Source organism: Amycolatopsis sp. lyj-108, assembly GCF_046549005.1.
Classification (GTDB): domain Bacteria; phylum Actinomycetota; class Actinomycetes; order Mycobacteriales; family Pseudonocardiaceae; genus Amycolatopsis.
This window is the reverse complement of the sequence record NZ_JAJPWQ010000007.1, coordinates 492468-509706: the sequence shown is the minus strand read 5'-3', so window position 1 is coordinate 509706 and position 17239 is coordinate 492468. Positions and strand designations below refer to the sequence as shown.

Genomic DNA, 17239 nt, shown 5'->3' with positions numbered 1-17239 from the left:
ATGGACCGAAACGACCGCCGTCGACACCGGTTCAGGCGTTGCCCGAGTACATGGTGCAGACGCCACCGATGTTCGTGCCCGTGACACTGCCTGTTGTGCACATCGACTCTGCCCGAAAAGGCAAAGCGCGTGCCGAAGATCACTCGGCGTGCTCGGAGTCCTTTGTGGACAGAGGAGCGGCGGACGTCTCGTGCTCGCGCCGGGTGAGCACCAAGGGTGCGTCTTCGGTGATGGCCACCGTGTGCTCGGAGTGGGCCGTGCGTGAACCGTCGGCAGAGCGGATGGTCCAGCCGTCGTCGTCGAAGATGATTTTGTCCGTCGTCCGGGCGAACCAGGGCTCGAGCGCGACGGTCAGTCCCGGCTGGAGCTTCAGGCCGCGACCCGCTTTGCCCTTGTTGGGAATGTGGAGTTCCTCGTGCATGGTGCGGCCGATGCCGTGGCCGCCGAACGCGGTGTTCACCGGATAGCCGTAATCACGGGCGACCGTCCAGATGGCCGCGGAGATGTCACCCAGCCGATTGCCGGGACGCGCCATCTCGATCGCCGCCTCCAACGCCTCCTCGGTGGCGCGGATGATCCGCAGGTCCTCCTCGGCGGGCGTCCCGACGATGACCGTGCGCGCCGAGTCGGCCGCCCAGCCGTCGATCTTCACCGCCAGGTCCGCGGTGAGTACGTCTCCGTCGCGCAGCGTGTAGTCGTGGGGCAGGCCGTGTAGGACGGCGTCGTTGACCGCCAGGCAGATGACGTTGCGGAACGGGCCCTTGCCGAACGACGGCGCATAGTCCCAGTAGCACGACTCCGCCCCGCGCCGCTGGATCATGCCGCGCACGTGGTGTTCCAGGTCCATCAGGTTGACGCCGACGTCGGCCATGCTGCCGACCTCGGTGAGCACCTCGGCGACGAAACGCCCGGTCACGTGCATGCGGTCGATCTCGGCGGGCGTCTTCAGTTCGATCATGGGATCCTCGCGTGGCCGGTTGGTATTATTATACCGGCACCCTAGCATTTACCGGTATAATAATACCAACCAGGTGTGCTCGCAGCGCTCGATCGCCTCGCCGTGGGGGTGTGCGTCACGGCAGTCCCCTTGCGGCGGTGATCTCCTCCGCCGTGTCGAGCTCGACCGCCGGATTGGCATGCCAGCGGGTTCGTGCCGGGGCGGCGGTGCCCTTCATCAGGAACGCGTCCGCTTCGGCGATCGCCCCGTCCGCCATCGTCACTCCATAGTGGATGAACGCACCGGTGCCGATCGTGCACCCCGCGCCGATGGTGATGTAGTCGGATTTGAACAGGCCGTCTTCGAGTGAATGTCCTTGGACGACGGTGTGCAGGTTGAGCACGCAGTCGTCGCCGATGCTCACCAAGGACCGTTCGGGGATCGCGCATCCGTCGTCGAAGACACGGTGGCCGATCCGGACGCCGAGGCAGCGCAGCAGGAAGGGTTTGAACGGTGTCCCGTCGAACAACGCGAGGTAGCGGGCGGGGCTGAGCTTCCAGAACCGCTCGTGCCGCCAGAAGGCCGGATCGTAGATCGAGCAGAACCGCGGCCGCATCGCCCGGAAGCCCTGCACGCCGAGTTCCGCCAGCATGAGGAACGAGACCGAGAACACCAGTGTCGCCACGAGGCCGGCGCCGATGGCGAGTGGACCGAGCCGCTCGTGCAGGGCACCGGCGGCCGCGCCGATCAGCAGAACCCCGAGCAGGTGGAGCCAATGGACCAGCAGGTAGACGAAGATGGTGACGGTGTTGTGCCGGTTCTTCGCTCGGAGGCCGTCCCCAGTGCTGAGATGGTCGAAACCGGTGTCACGACGGACGGTCCGGGGGATCTCGAAGGCGGGTGACCCGAGCAGGCCGACGTTCTCCCTGAGCGGCCCGTCCAGAGGAACGAGGACCTTGGTGGCCAGCAGGCAGTTCCGGCCGATCCGCGCGTCCGGTGGATAAGCGATCTCGTTGCCCAGGAACGCCTGTGGTGCCACGGAAGTCCTGCGCAGCCGGAACGACGAGGCGGAGAAGTCCGCGTTGAGCAGCGAAAGACCGTCCGAGACCATCGTCCCGGTGCCGACCGTGCTGAGGAACGGTGTTTCGTGCTTGACCTCGACCCCGAAGTTGGATCCGGTCTGCTGGACCTTCGACAGGTCGTACCCCAGCGCGCGCAGGTAGTGCACGATGTAACTGCTGTCGCCGAACAGGTAGGTGAACGCGCGGAGATTGGTCAACCGCGCGATCAGCCGCTGGATCGCGAAATGCCTCCCGTAGAGCGGGTAGACCCGGTCCGCCCGGAGGAACAAACCGAGCAGACGCGGGATCGTGAGGACGACGGCCAGCCCGGCGCACAGTGCCCCGAAGTACACCAGCGCCGAGCCGGCGATCTGGCCACGATAGAAGGCCCAACTCGTGAAGTCCACCGTCTTCGTGAACAGTCGCTCGGCGAGCACGTCCGCGCCGCCCAGTGTCACGGGAAGCGTCACCAGCAACAGGAGCAGCAGGCTGGAGGCGCTGAAAACGAATGGTCTGAGCCTGCCCCGTGCCACGGTCGGCAACGCCCGGTAGTCCACGGTCGAGAGACGGGCGGGCGACCCGTGCCAGCTCTCGCCGTCGGGGACGGACTGTCCGGCGTTCAAGGACGACGAGTGGCCCAGTTGTGCGTTGTCGCCCAGCGTCGTGCCGATGTCGAGCACGGTCATCTCACCGACGAAGGCGTTGTCGCCGAGAGTGACCGGGCCGGTCTGGATCCAGCCCGCCCTGGCGCGGTAGCACGAGAAGTAGGCGTCCTTCCGGATGACAGCTCCGTCACCGATGCTGAGCAGATCGGTGCAGACCGGCGGGTTCCGGGACAGGATCACGGCGCCTTTGCCGATGTCCGCACCGAGCGCCCGCAGGTACCAGGAGTACAACGGCGTGCCGGTGAACAGCATCAGCGGGCTGAACCTGATCAGTGTCTTGACCGTCCAGAAGCGCAGATAGCCGGGGCTCCACAGCGGGATCTCCCCCGGCTGCCACCGTCCGACGAGCGCCCACTTCGCCAGGATCGGCACCACGGAGAGGGCGACGAACACGACGAGCCCGAGCCCGACGGCCCGCGCGTAGCCGTCGACGAGTCCGGTCGCGGCGGCGAGCCAGGTGAATCCCGTGTCCAGGATCCAGCCGGAACCGGCGGCGTAGGCGAGGAAGGCCAGGAGCTGGAACACTCCACAGAGGACATACGACGCCGTGGACGCCCGGCGCGGCTCCTCGGCGCGAACGACCGTGACCTGGTCCGACGTGGGAACCGACTCCGCGAGACCGCGAACAGTGGGGTTGAGGTAGACGTCCTTCGCCGACAACGGCGCGATGTCGCCGCGTTCCCGGACCAGGGCACAGAACTTGGCCAGCAACAGGGAGTCGGCACCGTAGTCGTCGAAGAAATGTCCCGTCGCCGAGATCCGCTCGATCCCGAGTACCCGCCCCAAGGCCTCCGCCAGGTGGAGCTCGGTCTCGGTGGCCGGTGCCACGTAGCCGACGTCGCTCGCGGTTGTTCGCGGGCTGCTGGGTTCCGGGAGATTCTTACGGTCGGCTTTGCCCGCCGGTGTCAGCGGGATGTGGTCGAGTCGTTCGAGATAGGCGGGCACCATGTAGCCCGGCAGCAGTTCTGCCAGGCGACGGCGTAGCTCCCCGGGATCGATGTCCGCCCTGTCGTGTCGCAGGCTGTAGTAGGCGACGAGTTCGGTCGTGCCGGCGTCCGGATGGTGGGTCTCGACCACCGCCTGGGCGATCCCGGGGATCTGGAGCAGGACCGATTCGATCTCGGTGAGCTCGACGCGGTAGCCACGGATCTTCACCTGGGTATCCGCACGCCCGTGATATTCGATCTCCCCGTCCGGGGTGATCCGGCCGAGATCGCCGGTGCGGTAGATGCGGCGGGACGGGTTGTTCCCGATGCCGAGGAAGTCCGGGATGAACGCCCGCTCGGTCAGGTCGGGACGGTTCAGGTATCCCCCGGCGAGGCCGATCCCGGCGATGCCGATCTCCCCCAGTTCGCCCGCGGCCAGTGCCCTCGGCTCGTCCGGATCGAGGATGACGACCGAATACGTGGGCAGCGGCACCCCGATGGTCACCGGCCGGTCCGGTCGCAGCACCGACCACGTCGCGGTGACCGTGGCCTCCGTCGGGCCGTAGACGTTGAGGAAGCGCCTGCCCGCCCGGTACCAGCGGCGCACGAGGTCTTCGGGGCACGCTTCACCGGACACCAGGAGAAACCGCAGCCGAGGCAGATCCTCATCAAGGCTGGCCAACAGGGTCGGAACGCAGCACAACGCGGTGATCCGGTTCTCCCGCAGGAATTCGAGAAGGTCGTGGCCGACGAGGGCCGCGCCGCCGGGTTTCGGCACGAGCGTGGCGCCGCACAGCAACGGCACCCAGATCTCCTCGACCGAGAAGTCGAACGCGATCGTCATGCCCTGGTACATCCGGTCGGTGCCCCGGATGCCGTAGACGTCGGCCGCGACACTGACGAAGTTGCAGATCGAGGCGTGGTCGATCGTCACGCCTTTCGGCCGCCCGGTCGAACCGGACGTGTAGACGACGTAACAGAGTTCGTCCGCCGGAGTGCCCTTCTCGCCCGCGCTGAGCCGCTCACCCGGAAGGGCGGCGATCCGGTCCGCGTCCTCGTCGAGGCAGACCAGCCCGACGCTGCCCGACTCGAACCGATCCCGCAGGCCGGAGATCGACACCACCAGCCGGACGCCGGCGTCGCGGACGATGTACGCCAGTCGGTCGTCCGGGAAACCCGCGTCCAAGGGCACGTACGCCGCGTTGACCTTGAGCACGGCCAGCATCGCGACGTAGGGATGAACCGGTTCGTCGAAGAGCAGCCCGATCCGATCGCCGGGGCGCACTCCGCGCGCTCGCAGATGGCGGGCGAGACGATTGGCCCGCTCGTCCAGTCCGGCGAAGGTGAGCTTCGTGTCCCCGGCGTCCACCGCGAGGCGATCTCCGAGGCCCTCTGCGCGCAGCCGGTCGCAAAGCCGCTCGTACAACCGCTCAAGCCGATCGCCTGACTGCCATCGAATCCGCTGTTCGTGGCCGTCGCAGGTCAGGACCAGGCCATCGGTGGTGAACAGGCCCGACGGCTGTCCGTACGGGCTCATGTCCTGTCCTCCGCCAAGCCGAACGAGTCGTGCAGGGCGCGGACGGTCGTGTCGACGGCGTCGGCGGGGATCACGGCGGTGAGCCGCGACTGCGACGTCGTCAACGACGGCACCGTGACCCGGTGGTCGGCGAGGACCCGCAGCAACTCGGACAGGAACCCGGGCGGGTCGAGCAGCGCGGTGCCGACCACGGAGACCGAGCCGAGCTCGTCGAAAACCGAGGCACGGGCGTCCAGTTCCCTCGCGAGTTCGGCGATCGGCAGGCGGGGCTCCGAACCCCGGACGGTGAACCTGAGCTCGCCGGGATCGGGCCAGCTCAGGTTGTCCGGTCTCACCCCGCACCTCGCGAGCATTGTGAGCACGCGGGCGTACTGCTCCGGGCCGTCGGCGGAAACCTCGACCCTGACCAGCCGCACATCGCGTTCGTGTGCGATGCCGATGACCCGGGGAGTGCCTTCCAACGGCCCTTCCTCCGCCGTGACGACGGTAGAAGGGCCGGGATCCGAGGAGTGCGTCACCCGCACCGCCACCCCGTGGCGGCGCGCGAGTTCGACGGATCTGGGATGCAGCACGCGGGCCCCGAGCTCGGCGAGCTCGGCCATGGTGTCGTAGGAGATCGTCCGGACGGGACGCGTGTCCGGGACGATCCGGGGGTCGGCCGTGCGAACGCCGTGGACGTCGGTGCGGATCTCGCATTCGGCACCGCCGAGCGCGGCCGCGAGCGCCACCGCGGTGGTGTCGGAACCGCCCCTGCCCAGGGTCAGCAGCTCGCCGTCGGCGTTCCGTCCCTGGAAACCGGCGACCACGACGACCTGCGAGTCACGCAGCCGCGTGAGGATCTTGCCCGGGTCGACCCGCACGATGGTCCCGGCCCCGGGTTCGCCGGTCACCTCGATCCCCGCCTGGTCACCGGACAACGACACGGCCCGCACCCCGCGCTCGGCCAGCGCCATGGCGAGCACCGACGCGGAGACCTGTTCGCCCGTCGCCATCAACTGGTCGAGTTCCCGAGGATGCGGCGTCTCGGCGAACTCCCCGGCCAGATCGATCAGCCTGTCGGTGGTGTCCCCCATGGCCGATACGACCAGGACCAACCGGTTCCCCTCTTCGGCGATCGCGGCCACTTCGGCGGCCACGTCGCACACCATTACCGGCGTGGCCAGCGAGGAGCCACCGTATTTTCGTATGACCGGCCCTTCGCTTCGCGTCTTCCGTAAAGGCAGGTCCAAGCTGAGCTCGAGGTCCGGAGAAGAATTCACCAGTTTCCTTAGTGGATCGCCGCGGCGGCCGGGTTCGAATTCGGACAATCAGCCCGCAACGAATATTCTTCACTCAGAGCTGCCAGAGAAGACTTCCGTGGCTCAGTCCTGCACGGACGGGCTGACAGGAATGGAAAGTAGTGCGAGAAACTTTGAACGGGTACCTCCGTAAGTACGAAAGACCGATCGTCCATTTCTCACAGGTCATAACCCGACGACATCGAGTAATGTTATAGCTGCGAACAGCCGAGTTCGATGGAATCGGGCCGAAAGAATGACACATTCCCATTGCCTTCGAAATTCGAAAGAGCGACCGTGGAAAGGAACGAATTTACCCGTTCTCCGAAAGTCGCGAGATCCTTTTACGTGTTCACGGCCGTCGAGGGAATGCCCAACCGTCCATCGTGGACTTCGACGATCCGGTCCACCGCGGCGAGGTGGACTCGGTCGTGGGTGACCAGGACGGTGGCGGTGGCCCGCTGGCGGGTGAGGCGGGTGATCAGCTCGACGACCGCGGCGCCACGGTCGTGGTCGAGGGCACTCGTCGGTTCGTCGACCAGCAGCACGGTGGGTTCGTTCATCAGCGCACGCGCGATGTTCACCCGCTGTCGTTGACCGCCGGAGAGCTGATGCGGGCGCCGTCCGGCCTGCGGGGCGAGACCGACGGCGTCGAGCAGGTCCATGGCCACCCCCCGTGCCGCCGCCGGCGAGCGGCCGTCGATCCGGGCCATGACCTGAAGTTGTTCGGCTGCTGTGAGGGAGGGCAGCAGATTCGGTTGCTGGAAGACGATCCCGATCTTGCGGCGGCGGAGTTCGGTGAGTTCGGCGCGGGACAGGCCGGCGGTCACCGTGTCGTCGATCGTGACGGTCCCGCTGTCCGGGCTGATGAGGGTGGCGGCGACGGCGAGCAGGCTGGACTTGCCGGAACCGGAGGGCCCGGCGACAGCGGTGAGCGCGCCGGAGGGGACGTCCAGCGTGACGTTGTCGAGGGCGGTGAGGCGGGAGTCGCCGTCGGGATAGGTGAGGGTGACGCCGGTCAGGTTCAAGCTCATCGGGCGCTCCCGAGTGCGGTCAGCGGGTCGACGGAGGTGATACGGCGGACGGAAAGCGCGGCCCCCAGCGCACCGAGCAGGATCATCACGGCGGCCGGGACGAGAACGGTGGCGGGTGTCAGCAGGAACGGCACGGCGGAGCCGCCGACGACCGCCCCCAAGCCGACGGCCAGCCCGGTTCCGACGGCGGTGCCGCCGGCGAGAAGTACGACAGCCTGGCCGAGCGCGTCCTTCAGCAGGAAGGCCGTACTCGCTCCCAGCGCCTTGAGAACGGCGATGTCGCCGCTGCGCTGGATGGTCCAGACGGTGAAGAAGGCGCCGATCACGAGGGCGGAGATGGCGAACAGGAAGCCGCGCATCAGTTGCAGCGAACCGTTCTCGGAGGTGTAGGAGCCGATCGCGGACAACGAGTCGCTCTTCGAAACCGTCTGGGTGCCGGCGGCGCGGTCGGTGGCCGCGAAATCGACATCGGTGGTGGTGTTCAGCGCGAGCACGGTCGCCTTCGGTTCGCCGCCCGAGGGCGGCGCCGTCTTCGCCCAGACGTCGAGGGCCGCCCACACCACCGGGGTGTGGCTGAACCAGGCGTCCCCGCTCACGGCGCCGACCGTCAGCGGACGTCCGGCCACGGTGATGGTGTCCCCGCTTCGGACGCCCAAGTCGTCGGCGGCGGACGTCGACAGCACCACCGAATCGGCGGTGATCCTCCCGCTGTCCGGGGCGAGCGCTGAACCGGTCCGGACGCCGAACACGGAGATCCCGGCGCTGCGGTTCCCCGCGGTGGCCTTGGTGGTGGCGATACCCAGCGGTTCGGCGTCGGTGACGCCCGGGGTCTCGGCCCACCGCTGTCGTTGTGTCTCGGTGACGGCGGAGTTGGCGTAGGAAAGGCTCTGCCCGTCACCGGGAGCGGCGAAGACGATCTTGTCCGCGGGCAGGCCCGTGATCGCGGAGATGTTCTGCTCGCCCAATCCCGCGGTGAGCCCGGACAACAGGCCGACCAGCAGGGTGATCAGTACGACGACGGCGCCCATCAGGGCGAACCGCCCCTTGGCGAATCTCAGGTCTCTCCAGGCGACGAACACGGTTCCGGTCTGTCCTCTCCGGCGGGTGGGCTGGGTACCTCTCCACGATCGCCGCCGGGACCGGCGAGGACATCTGGCCGGAGATGGCACTTCGTCCGTCGGAAGACGGCACGCCGCCTCTACCTTTGGATAGAGGCGCTCGCCGAGCCTGCTCCGTAATCTGGACGCATTGTGATCACCACGCCTGCTTTGACCCCGACCAGCCGGGTGCTGACCTGGTGTCTGCACCTGCTGTTCGTCGCGCTGCTCGCGCTGGCGGCCACGCGGGCGGTGGCCGGCGGCTCGGCCCACGCGGTGGCCGTCGTCGCGACGGCGCTGGTGTGCGGTGTGGTGTACGCGGCCGGGCCGCTCCTTCCCCGCGTCAAGACGTCACGGAAGGCTGCCTTGTGGTGGCTGATCGCCGTGGGCGTCGTGTGGCTGGTCCTGTTGGCGCTGACCGCCGACGGTGTCTGGCTCGCCTTCCCGCTGTATTTCCTGCAGTTGCATCTGCTTCCGCGTCGTCACGGTCTGTTCGCGGTGATCGCGACCGCGTTGGCCGCCATCGCCGCGTTCGCCGCCCACCAGGGTTCCTTCGTCCCGGCGGCAGCGATCGGGCCGGCACTCGGCGCCGCCGTCGCGGTCGCCGTCGTGTGGGGATACCAGGCGCTGTACCGCGAAAGTGAACAACGCCGCGACCTGATCGAGGAGCTCACCGCCACCCGCGCCGACCTCGCCGAGGCACAGCACGCGGCAGGAGTGCTCGCCGAGCGGGAGCGGCTGGCCCACGAGATCCACGACACCCTCGCCCAAGGGCTGTCGAGCATTCAACTCCTGTTGCGGGCCGCCGAAAGAACGCTCCCCGACACCGCCGGGAACGCCGCCCGCTATGTCGAGCAGGCACGTCAAGCGGCCGCGGACAACCTCGCCGAAGCCCGCCGCTTCGTCGTCGCCCTGTCCCCTCCCGCGCTCGACGACACCACACTGGCCGACGCGCTGGAACGGCTCTGCGCCACCACGAGCGCCCGGCACCGGCTCATCGCACGCTTCCGCCTCGCCGGGGCTCCCGTTCCGCTGCCGACCGCGCACGAGGTCGCGTTGCTGCGCATCGGCCAGGCGGCCCTCGCGAACACCGTCCGGCACGCCGACGCGTCCACCGCCGAGATCACCTTGAGCTACCTCGGGGAACACGCCACCCTCGAGGTCGTCGACGACGGCATCGGCTTCCACCCGGAGCACAGCGGCTTCGGACTCAGCGCGATGCGCACGCGGACCGAAGCACTGGACGGAACGCTCACTGTCGAGTCCTCCCCCGGCCACGGCACGACCTTGTCCGTGCGGCTGCCCGTCGAATCCGAGGAACGCCCGTGACCGTACCCCCGATCCGGCTCCTCCTGGCCGACGATCACCCCATCGTCCGGGCAGGACTGCGCGCCTTGCTGGAAACCGAACCCGGTCTCGTCGTCACGGCCGAAGCCGCGACCGCGGAGGAAGCGGTGGCCCGAGCCGCCGAAGGCGACATCGACGTGGTGCTGATGGACCTGCGCTTCGGACCGGGCATGACCGGGGCCGAAGCCACCGCGGTGATCACCGCGCGGCCGGACGCACCTCGCGTCCTGATCGTCACCACCTTCGACACCGACGCCGACACGCTGCCCGCGATCGAAGCAGGTGCCACCGGCTATCTCCTCAAGGACGCCCCTCCCGAAAGCCTCGCGGCCGCCGTGCGCACCGCCGCCGCCGGACGCACCACACTCGCCCCGACCGTGGCCGACCGGCTGATGAACCGGATGCGGATGCCCTCGGCCGCGCTGACGCTGCGTGAGATCGAAGTACTGGTCCTGGTCGCCGACGGCCTGTCCAACCGGGCCATCGCCGAGCGGCTCCACCTGACCGAGGGCACCGTGAAATCCCACCTGGCCCGCAGCTACACCAAACTCGGCGTGGACTCGCGCACCGCCGCCGTCGCCACCGCGACCGATCTCGGCCTCATCCGCCGGTGACCGTCTCGTAAGTGGGTTGAGTTGAAGGCAGGAGCGGGACACCTGACGCTTCCGCTGCTGCCATAAGGGACATTAGCCGCGGCGGCTGCACCCGATTTGAGCAATTCGCACGGATTTGCACGGTTCGTGAGTGATAAAGAGGGTTATTGAGGGGAAAGTCGAACGTGTCGTGGCGTGGGGCCGGTGTCCGCTTCTGCGTACGCGTTCTCCTGGTAGTGAGGGCCTCTTTGCCTACTCTGAGGGTAGTGAAGGAGGCTTTCGCTACCGTCGGATGTGATGCCTGGTAACCGTGGGACGGCTGTGACTTCGGCGGCCGGTCGTGAAGTACATGAAGGCCCCCTTCCTTGCGCTAGGCGCAAGGAAGGGGGCCTTCATGTACTTCGGTAAGGCATGACTCGCGTGCTTGGGGACGTGACTCAAGCAGACATTTAGCCGCCAGCCAATGTCCCTTGTGGACAGTCCGGACAGACGCCTAGCCGCAGGTCGACCCCAAATCCTTGAGGGACCCAGAGTCCCTCAAGGAGGCCTTCACGGCACAGGGAGGAGCTCAGTGCCCGAGGACGCCGCTCACCTCGTTCGGCGTTCCCGGAATCGTGCCGGTCGCGGTCTTCGTGCCCGAGGCGAGGTCGACCGAGTGGATCTCCTTCTTGCCGGGATCGGTGACGTAGGCGGTTCCGCCCCGGACGAAGATCGCCGGACGCGGCTGCTGCCACTCGATCGGTTCCTGCCAGGTTCCGAGGACGGCGATCTTCCGCGTCACGGCACCGCTCACCGGGTCGATCACGTGGATCTGACCGTCGGTGCCCAGCACCAGCGCCTCGCCCTGCGGGCCGCGGGCCAGCGACCGGAAGGTGTAGCTGGTCCCGATGTCGACGTGCTTGAGCGTCGCCTTCTCGGTGTCGATCAGGGAAATCCGGGTCGGGCGTTCGAGCTCGGCCGCTTCGTCGACCTTGTAGTCGCCCAAGGTGATCGGGGAGACGTCCGAGCCCGCCTGGTTCCCGATGCGGCCGTAGGGATCCGGGCTGGTCACCTTGGTGATGGCACCGTTGCGGTAGATCAGCACACCGGTCTGGCATCCGACCACGACCGCTTCGCCACGCGCGGCGGCCTCACCGTGCACGCCGGGGCACTGCTCGTTGCGTGCGATCTCCTTCTTGTCCTTGTCCAGCACCACGATTCCGGACCGCTTGTCCTGGTTCCCGACGGTGGTGACCAGCTCGCCGTTCGCGAGTTCGACGGCCACGCCGTGATGCGCTTCCGGCGTCTTGTGCTTCGGCGCGGGCAAGGCCGCGGTGCCGATCGTCTTCGGGTCGAAGACCGTCACCTCGCCGGTCCCGTCGGCGAACAGCACCGTCTTGCCCGCGTGCCGGACGACGTGTCCCGGCTTGGCCGCCTTCACTTCGTTGTCCGTCAGCACGGCACCGACGGCGTCCAGGACCCGGAACCCGGTGGAGGTCGAGACCAGCAGGTGCCGGTCGTTCCCGGCGGGGTTGAGCCGGTTGAAGCCCTCCAGCGGAAGTTTCTTGGCCTCCTTCAAGGTCTTCCCGTCGAGCAGGACGATGCCTCCGTCATAGGTGACAGCCACGGGATCGGCGACGACCGGTGCCGGAGCCGCGCTCTTTCCGGCCTCCGCCGCCGGCTGTTCGGTCCCGCAGGCGGCGAGCGCGAGCGTGCTCGCCGTCGTCGCCATCAGCGCGAGATATCGGGTTTTCCGTGCCATTTCACTGTGCCTTTCGTCTGTTCCGATCAGGAACGGGTCAAACCGGCGGTGATCGATTCGGTGTTGGCGCGCATCATTTCCAGATAGGTGGCCGCGCCCTGGCCTGGCTCACTGAGCGATTCGGAGAACAACGGGGCCACCTGGACGTGCAGCCCGGCTTGCTCGGCCAGCACCCGCGCGAGCCGGTCCGGTTGCGAGGAATCGGCGAAGATCACCGGAACCCCCGCCGCGCGGACGGTGTCGGCGAGTGCTTTCAGATCCGAGGAACTGGGGGACGCGAGCGTGGTCCCGCCGGGGATCACCGCGCCGACGACGTCGAAGCCGAACCGCTGGGCCAGGTACCCGAACACGTGATGATTCGTGACCAGCTTCCGGCGTTCGCGCGGAATCCCGCCGAACTTCCCGGCCATCATCGCGTCGAGCGCCTCGATCTCGCCGCGATAGCGTTCGGCGTTGGCGCGGATCACCGCTTCGTCGACGCCGTCGACGTGGGCGACGACCTCGTCGGCGATCGTCTTCACCGTGTCGCGCACCCGTGCCGGATCCGTCCAGAAATGGGGGTCCGGCTTGTTGTCGGCGTAGCTGATCGGGTTCGCCCGCTCCCCGGCGGGCAGCGACGGCACGCCGTTCTCCTCGGCTGTGCGGACGGTGCGCAGCATTCCCTCTTCGAGCCCGAGTCCGTTGTAGACGATCAGGCCGGCACGCTCGACCTGGGCCGCCTGCTGTGCGGAGATGCCGAAGGAATGCGGATCGGCGTTCGGCTTCATCAACACGGTCACTTCGGCCTGGTCGCCGACGATGGCGCGGGTGATGTCGCCGAGGATGTTCGTCGTGACGACGACCGACTTGCCGCCTCCGCCGCCGGCGGAGCATCCGGCCGCCGCCAGCAGCGCCACCGCGAACAGGGCGAGCGCCCGCCGCCTCATCGGCCGGTCTCCACGATGTGACCCGCCTTGCCGCCGACCTTCAGGGTCCTGGCGCGACGGAGGTTGTCGTTGTAGTCGATCTCGTACACCTCGGCCGAAAGCGGGTTGTTGAGGTAGGCACGGGTCGTATCGACCTGGATCGTGGGGACGCTGGCGGCGGTCGCTTCCGGGGTCAGGAGCGGGATCGACGCCTGTTCCTTTCCGGTGCCGTCGAAGGAGCGCAGCTTTCCGTCGCGGGACAGCACCAGCAGCGGGCCGCCCTCCCCGACGGCGTTCACCGCGGCGACCGGTCCCGTCTCGACGTACTGCCAGCTGCGACGGCCGACGTCCAGCGACCACACGGCCGACTCCCCCGCCCGCGCCGCGAGCGTGGAGCCACCTGGCCGGTGGAAGAACGCGGTGGCGCGTTCCTGCGCCGTGACACTGCGCGGGTACGGGATCTTCACCCCGGCGAACGCACCGTCCTTTTCGGTCACGAGCAAAGCGCCGTCCGCGCAACCGAAGACGACACCGCGCCGGGTCACCGCCTGTCCTTGCAGGTCAGGGCACGGCTGATCGATCTCCGCCACGGCCTTGCCCTGACGATCATGGACGCGCACTCCGCGACCGAGCGGCTTTCCGGCGTCGGCCACCGTGGCGACGATGTGCTCGCCATAAGGGATCGCGATCCCGGCGTGCGGTTCGCGCGTGATCTTCCCCAGTTCGGTCACGGAGCCCTTGTCGAGCGCGGCCCGGTCGAGCAACGTCGTCGTACCGTCCGAATAGGACAGGGCGGAAACGGCGGGATCGCTGTACGCCGCCAAAAGCTGTTTGCCCGGTGCCACGCCGACGTTCCGGACCTTCGCCCGGTAGTAGTGGACGTGGTCACCGTGGTCGACCATCCAGGAACCGCTGTCGATCACCCGGATGGCGCCGTCGCGAGCGGTCAGGTAGCCGAAGCGGCCATCAGTGGTCACGGCCTGCACACCGTCGACTCGTCCGACTTCGTGGGTTTCCTCGGTGATGAGGTCCACGACGCGGACCGCGCCGGTGTCCGGGTCGGCGACGATCAGCCGTGACTGCGCCTCGGCCGCTTCTTCGGCGCCTTCGACGTAGCCGTGCGGGACTTCCGCGGTCACCTCCTTCGGTTCCTCCGCGCCGCACGCCGCCAGGGTCAGCGCCGCGACGGCCGCCGTCACTGCTTTCAGTTTCATCGTGAGCACTCGATCTCCGGTGTCAGGGAACGGAATCGCTGTCGTACGAAGGACAGGAACGCGGAAAGGAAGAACAGGAGGACCGCGCCGGCGGCGATGGTCGCGCCCGCCGCGGTGCCCCAATGCCAGGACACGAGCAGGCCGCCGACCGTGGCGGCGATGCCGAGCAACGCCGCGATGAGCATGATCGTGGTGATCCGCCGCGACCAGAAGAGCGCCGCCGCGGCCGGTGCGATGAGCAGGCCGAACACCAGCAGCGTCCCCACCACGCGGAACGACGCGACGATCGTCAACGTGACCAGGCCAAGCAGCACCGCATTGGCAAGACGTGGCCGAAGCCCCAGGGTGTGCGCTTTGCGGACATCGAAGGTGAGCGCCGTGAACGAGCGATGTCCCGCCAGTGCCACCACCCCCACGACGAGCAGGGTGATCGCGAGGCCCACCAGGTCGCCGGATCCGACGGCGAGCACGTCGCCGAACAGGAATCCGGTGAGATCCACCGCGAACGACCGCGAGTGCGACACGATGATCACGCCGCTCGCGAGCATGCCGACGAAGAGCAGCCCGATGGTGGTGTCCTCGGACAGCCGCCGCGAACGCCCGAACGCCGTGACGCCGAGCGCCATCACCCCGGCGCTGATCGCGGCGCCGATCAGCAGGTTCACGCCGGTCAGCGAGGCGATCGCCACGCCGGGCAACATGCCGTGCGACATCGCGTCGCCGATGAAGGCCATGCCGCGCAACACCACCCAGGTACCCACGACGGCGCACACCGCCGAAACGAGCACTCCCGCCACCAGCGCACGCTGCACGAACGACACCTCGAAGGGGATCAACAACCACTCCACGCGTCACACTATAGTGGTAATGATTGTCATTATCTGAAAGAGGGTGGGATGACCCCGGACACAACGGCACTCACGATCGACCGCGCGCACGCGCACTACGGGCCCCGCGAAGTGCTGCGCGGGATCACGGCTCAGGTGCCGTCGGCCCGGCTCACCGCCATCGCCGGCGCGAACGGCGCGGGCAAGTCGTCGCTGCTCAACCTCGTCGCGGGCGTCCTGCCGCCGACCACCGGTTCGGTGACCCGGCGGGATCCGGGGCGCATCGCCTACGTGACCCAGCAGAGCGAGGTGTCACGATCGCTGCCGATCACCGTGCGCGCCACCGTGACGATGGGCCGCTGGGCGCACCGCGGTCACTGGCGGCGACTGTCCAAGATGGACCGTCAGATCGTCGGAGAGTGCTTGGAGCGGCTGGAGATCACGTCGATCGCGGACCGGTTGATCGGCTCCCTCTCCGGCGGGCAGCGGCAACGGGCGTTGGTGGCGCAGGGACTGGCCCAGCAAGCCGGACTGCTGCTGCTCGACGAGCCATCGGCCGGTCTCGATCTGCACGCCCGTGGCCTGATCGACGAAGCCCTGCGTGCAGCACTCGCCGAGGGGACGACGATCCTGCGTGTCACGCACGACCTGGAGGTGGCGGGCCGGGCCGATCACTGCCTGCTGCTGCAGGACGGCCGCCTCGTCGGCGAAGGCGCGCCTGCTTCGGTGCTGACCCCGGAGCGCGTGGCGGAAGCTTGGGGCCTGCCCGCCCGCATCCACTCACCCGCTTTCGCGCCGAAGGCCGCCGATCCTCGCTAGGGTGGTCCGCCGAGCGAAGGGGGCACCGGTGGAAGAGATGTGGCGGCGCATGATGGCCCTATTGACCGAACACGCACCGGTCACCGCGCGGGAGATCCGGCCCCCGGCGCCGGCCGCGCACCTTGAGCGCCTGCGCGACCGCGTCGGCCTCGAACTCCCACCCGAGCTGTCCGCCTGGTGGGCTCTCATGGACGGCGTCGACGACCAGCGCGTCCGCGGCGCTGGATACCTGATCCCGAAGGGCTACCTGCCTCTTTCGGTGGCGCGAGCCGAGGACGAGTACGCCAGGCAGTCGCAGTATCCGGATCCGGACTGCTGCACCGCCGAAGGAACGCACCGCAAGCAGGCCGGACGGGACGGATTCCCATTCTGCGCAGCGCTTCTCCCCATCGGCCGGGCCATCGACGGAGGTCTGCTGTGCGTCGATCTCCGGTCGGGCGAGTACCACGGTTGCGTCATGGAGTGGTACGCCAGCGACGGGATCTACCGGTCCGACTGGGCGAGCGTGACCGAGATCCTCGACGAGATCGCCGAGCGGCTCGACAACTACGTCCACGACCGTGAACTGCCCTACCGTGAACGGCATCCCGACATCAGCGAAGGCAAGCTCAGCTGGCCTTGACCGGCGATCAGGGGCTCCCGAGCAACGCCGCGACGGCCTCACGCGCCTGCCAGGCCGGAGCCGGGTCACCGCTGATGCCCGCCGTCACGATCGCCCCCTCGGCGAGCAGGTACACCGGCTCGGCCATGGCCGACCCCGCGGCCAGCACCCAGGTCTCGATCTGCTCGTGGAACGCCTGTTTGTGTGCTCGCACCTCGGCAAGGACCGCATCGGAGGCAGGACCGACCTCGCCGTGGGCGTTGATCCAGGCGCAACCGCGGAAACCGGGTTCGGCGAACCAGACGGCGAGCCAGTCGAAGATCGACAGCACCCGCTCGCGGGGATCCTGGACCTGCTCCACGTGGGCGGCCAAGCTGCCCCGCCACCGCTGATCACGACGTTTGAGCATCGCCACCACGAGGTCGTCCTTGGCTTCGAAGAACCGGTAGATCCGCTTCAGCGAGAGGCCGGACGCGGCGCGCAACTGATCCATGCCGACCGCCTGGATGCCGTTCTCGTAGAAGAGTTTCTCGGCGGCGTCGAGCAGGGCTTCGCGGTCCACGCGGTTCTGCTCGTCGGTGACGGCGGCCGGCATCGGGACTCCCTTGACGTTGAGAACGGTCGTTCCCTATCGTAGGCGCCAGATGTGGAGAACGCA

General features: G+C 68.1%; 14 protein-coding genes. 4 read left to right on the top strand and 10 right to left on the bottom strand.

Features of this window, described 5'->3' with window-relative positions; translation table 11 throughout:
* Positions 1-139: 139 nt before the first annotated feature.
* The 5 genes from map to ACLJO0_RS26800 form a co-directional block, all read right to left on the bottom strand.
* Positions 140-958: a type I methionyl aminopeptidase gene (gene map / locus ACLJO0_RS26820; RefSeq protein WP_410581226.1), complete on the bottom strand. Its 819-nt coding sequence runs from the start codon at positions 956-958 to the stop codon at positions 140-142.
* A gap of 115 nt (positions 959-1073) precedes the next feature.
* A complete protein-coding gene (locus ACLJO0_RS26815; protein ID WP_410581225.1) occupies positions 1074-5126 on the bottom strand; it encodes a Pls/PosA family non-ribosomal peptide synthetase in 4053 nt (1350 codons plus the stop codon).
* Complete coding sequence (locus tag ACLJO0_RS26810) at positions 5123-6385, bottom strand: aspartate kinase (protein WP_410581224.1); 1263 nt, start codon at positions 6383-6385, stop codon at positions 5123-5125. Before ACLJO0_RS26810 ends, ACLJO0_RS26815 begins: the two co-directional genes overlap by 4 nt.
* A 362-nt stretch (positions 6386-6747) precedes the next feature.
* On the bottom strand, positions 6748-7437 hold the full coding sequence (locus tag ACLJO0_RS26805; protein WP_410581223.1) for an ABC transporter ATP-binding protein: 690 nt from the start codon (positions 7435-7437) through the stop codon (positions 6748-6750).
* Positions 7434-8516 carry an ABC transporter permease gene (locus ACLJO0_RS26800; RefSeq protein ID WP_410581222.1) on the bottom strand — a complete coding sequence of 361 codons (1083 nt, stop codon included), beginning with the start codon at positions 8514-8516 and terminating at the stop codon, positions 7434-7436. The genes ACLJO0_RS26805 and ACLJO0_RS26800 overlap by 4 nt, the downstream gene beginning before the upstream one ends.
* Before the next feature lie 171 nt (positions 8517-8687).
* Here ACLJO0_RS26800 and ACLJO0_RS26795 point away from each other — a divergent pair, with 171 nt between their 5' ends.
* On the top strand, positions 8688-9863 hold the full coding sequence (locus tag ACLJO0_RS26795; RefSeq protein WP_410581220.1) for a sensor histidine kinase: 1176 nt from the start codon (positions 8688-8690) through the stop codon (positions 9861-9863).
* A complete protein-coding gene (locus ACLJO0_RS26790) occupies positions 9860-10495 on the top strand; it encodes a response regulator (protein ID WP_410581218.1) in 636 nt (211 codons plus the stop codon). The genes ACLJO0_RS26795 and ACLJO0_RS26790 overlap by 4 nt, the downstream gene beginning before the upstream one ends.
* A gap of 547 nt (positions 10496-11042) precedes the next feature.
* Here ACLJO0_RS26790 and aztD read toward each other — a convergent pair.
* From aztD to aztB, 4 genes are read right to left on the bottom strand one after another with little or no spacing between them, the layout of a single operon-like run.
* Positions 11043-12215, bottom strand: coding sequence for a zinc metallochaperone AztD (aztD, locus tag ACLJO0_RS26785; RefSeq protein ID WP_410581217.1), 1173 nt, complete (start codon positions 12213-12215; stop codon positions 11043-11045).
* A 26-nt stretch (positions 12216-12241) separates the two neighbouring features.
* Positions 12242-13141 (bottom strand): zinc ABC transporter substrate-binding protein AztC, encoded by a 900-nt coding sequence (gene aztC, locus ACLJO0_RS26780; protein WP_410581216.1) that lies wholly within the window; start codon positions 13139-13141, stop codon positions 12242-12244.
* A complete protein-coding gene (locus ACLJO0_RS26775; protein ID WP_410581215.1) occupies positions 13138-14334 on the bottom strand; it encodes a hypothetical protein in 1197 nt (398 codons plus the stop codon). Before ACLJO0_RS26775 ends, aztC begins: the two co-directional genes overlap by 4 nt.
* Entirely contained in the window at positions 14331-15182 is an 852-nt protein-coding gene (gene aztB, locus ACLJO0_RS26770; RefSeq protein ID WP_410581214.1) for a zinc ABC transporter permease AztB, read from the bottom strand. Before aztB ends, ACLJO0_RS26775 begins: the two co-directional genes overlap by 4 nt.
* Before the next feature lie 48 nt (positions 15183-15230).
* On the opposite strand from aztB, the gene aztA reads away from it, so the two are divergent.
* Both aztA and ACLJO0_RS26760 read left to right on the top strand, forming a co-directional pair.
* Entirely contained in the window at positions 15231-15980 is a 750-nt protein-coding gene (aztA, locus tag ACLJO0_RS26765) for a zinc ABC transporter ATP-binding protein AztA (RefSeq protein WP_410581213.1), read from the top strand.
* Between the two features lie 52 nt (positions 15981-16032).
* Entirely contained in the window at positions 16033-16602 is a 570-nt protein-coding gene (locus ACLJO0_RS26760) for an SMI1/KNR4 family protein (RefSeq protein WP_410581263.1), read from the top strand.
* A gap of 7 nt (positions 16603-16609) precedes the next feature.
* Here the strand turns inward: ACLJO0_RS26760 and ACLJO0_RS26755 are convergent, their stop codons facing one another.
* On the bottom strand, positions 16610-17176 hold the full coding sequence (locus tag ACLJO0_RS26755; protein ID WP_410581212.1) for a TetR/AcrR family transcriptional regulator: 567 nt from the start codon (positions 17174-17176) through the stop codon (positions 16610-16612).
* Between the last annotated feature and the right edge of the window lie 63 nt (positions 17177-17239).

Excerpts from the sequence above, each read along its gene's own strand:
- map (WP_410581226.1), bottom strand. The coding sequence starts at position 958 with ATGATCGAACTGAAGACGCCCGCCGAGATCGACCGCATGCACGTGACC.
- ACLJO0_RS26815 (WP_410581225.1), bottom strand. The coding sequence starts at position 5,126 with ATGAGCCCGTACGGACAGCCGTCGGGCCTGTTCACCACCGATGGCCTG.
- ACLJO0_RS26805 (WP_410581223.1), bottom strand. The coding sequence starts at position 7,437 with ATGAGCTTGAACCTGACCGGCGTCACCCTCACCTATCCCGACGGCGAC.
- aztD (WP_410581217.1), bottom strand. The coding sequence starts at position 12,215 with ATGGCACGGAAAACCCGATATCTCGCGCTGATGGCGACGACGGCGAGC.
- aztC (WP_410581216.1), bottom strand. The coding sequence starts at position 13,141 with ATGAGGCGGCGGGCGCTCGCCCTGTTCGCGGTGGCGCTGCTGGCGGCG.
- ACLJO0_RS26775 (WP_410581215.1), bottom strand. The coding sequence starts at position 14,334 with ATGAAACTGAAAGCAGTGACGGCGGCCGTCGCGGCGCTGACCCTGGCG.
- aztA (WP_410581213.1), top strand. The coding sequence starts at position 15,231 with ATGACCCCGGACACAACGGCACTCACGATCGACCGCGCGCACGCGCAC.
- ACLJO0_RS26760 (WP_410581263.1), top strand. The coding sequence starts at position 16,033 with ATGGCCCTATTGACCGAACACGCACCGGTCACCGCGCGGGAGATCCGG.
- ACLJO0_RS26755 (WP_410581212.1), bottom strand. The coding sequence starts at position 17,176 with ATGCCGGCCGCCGTCACCGACGAGCAGAACCGCGTGGACCGCGAAGCC.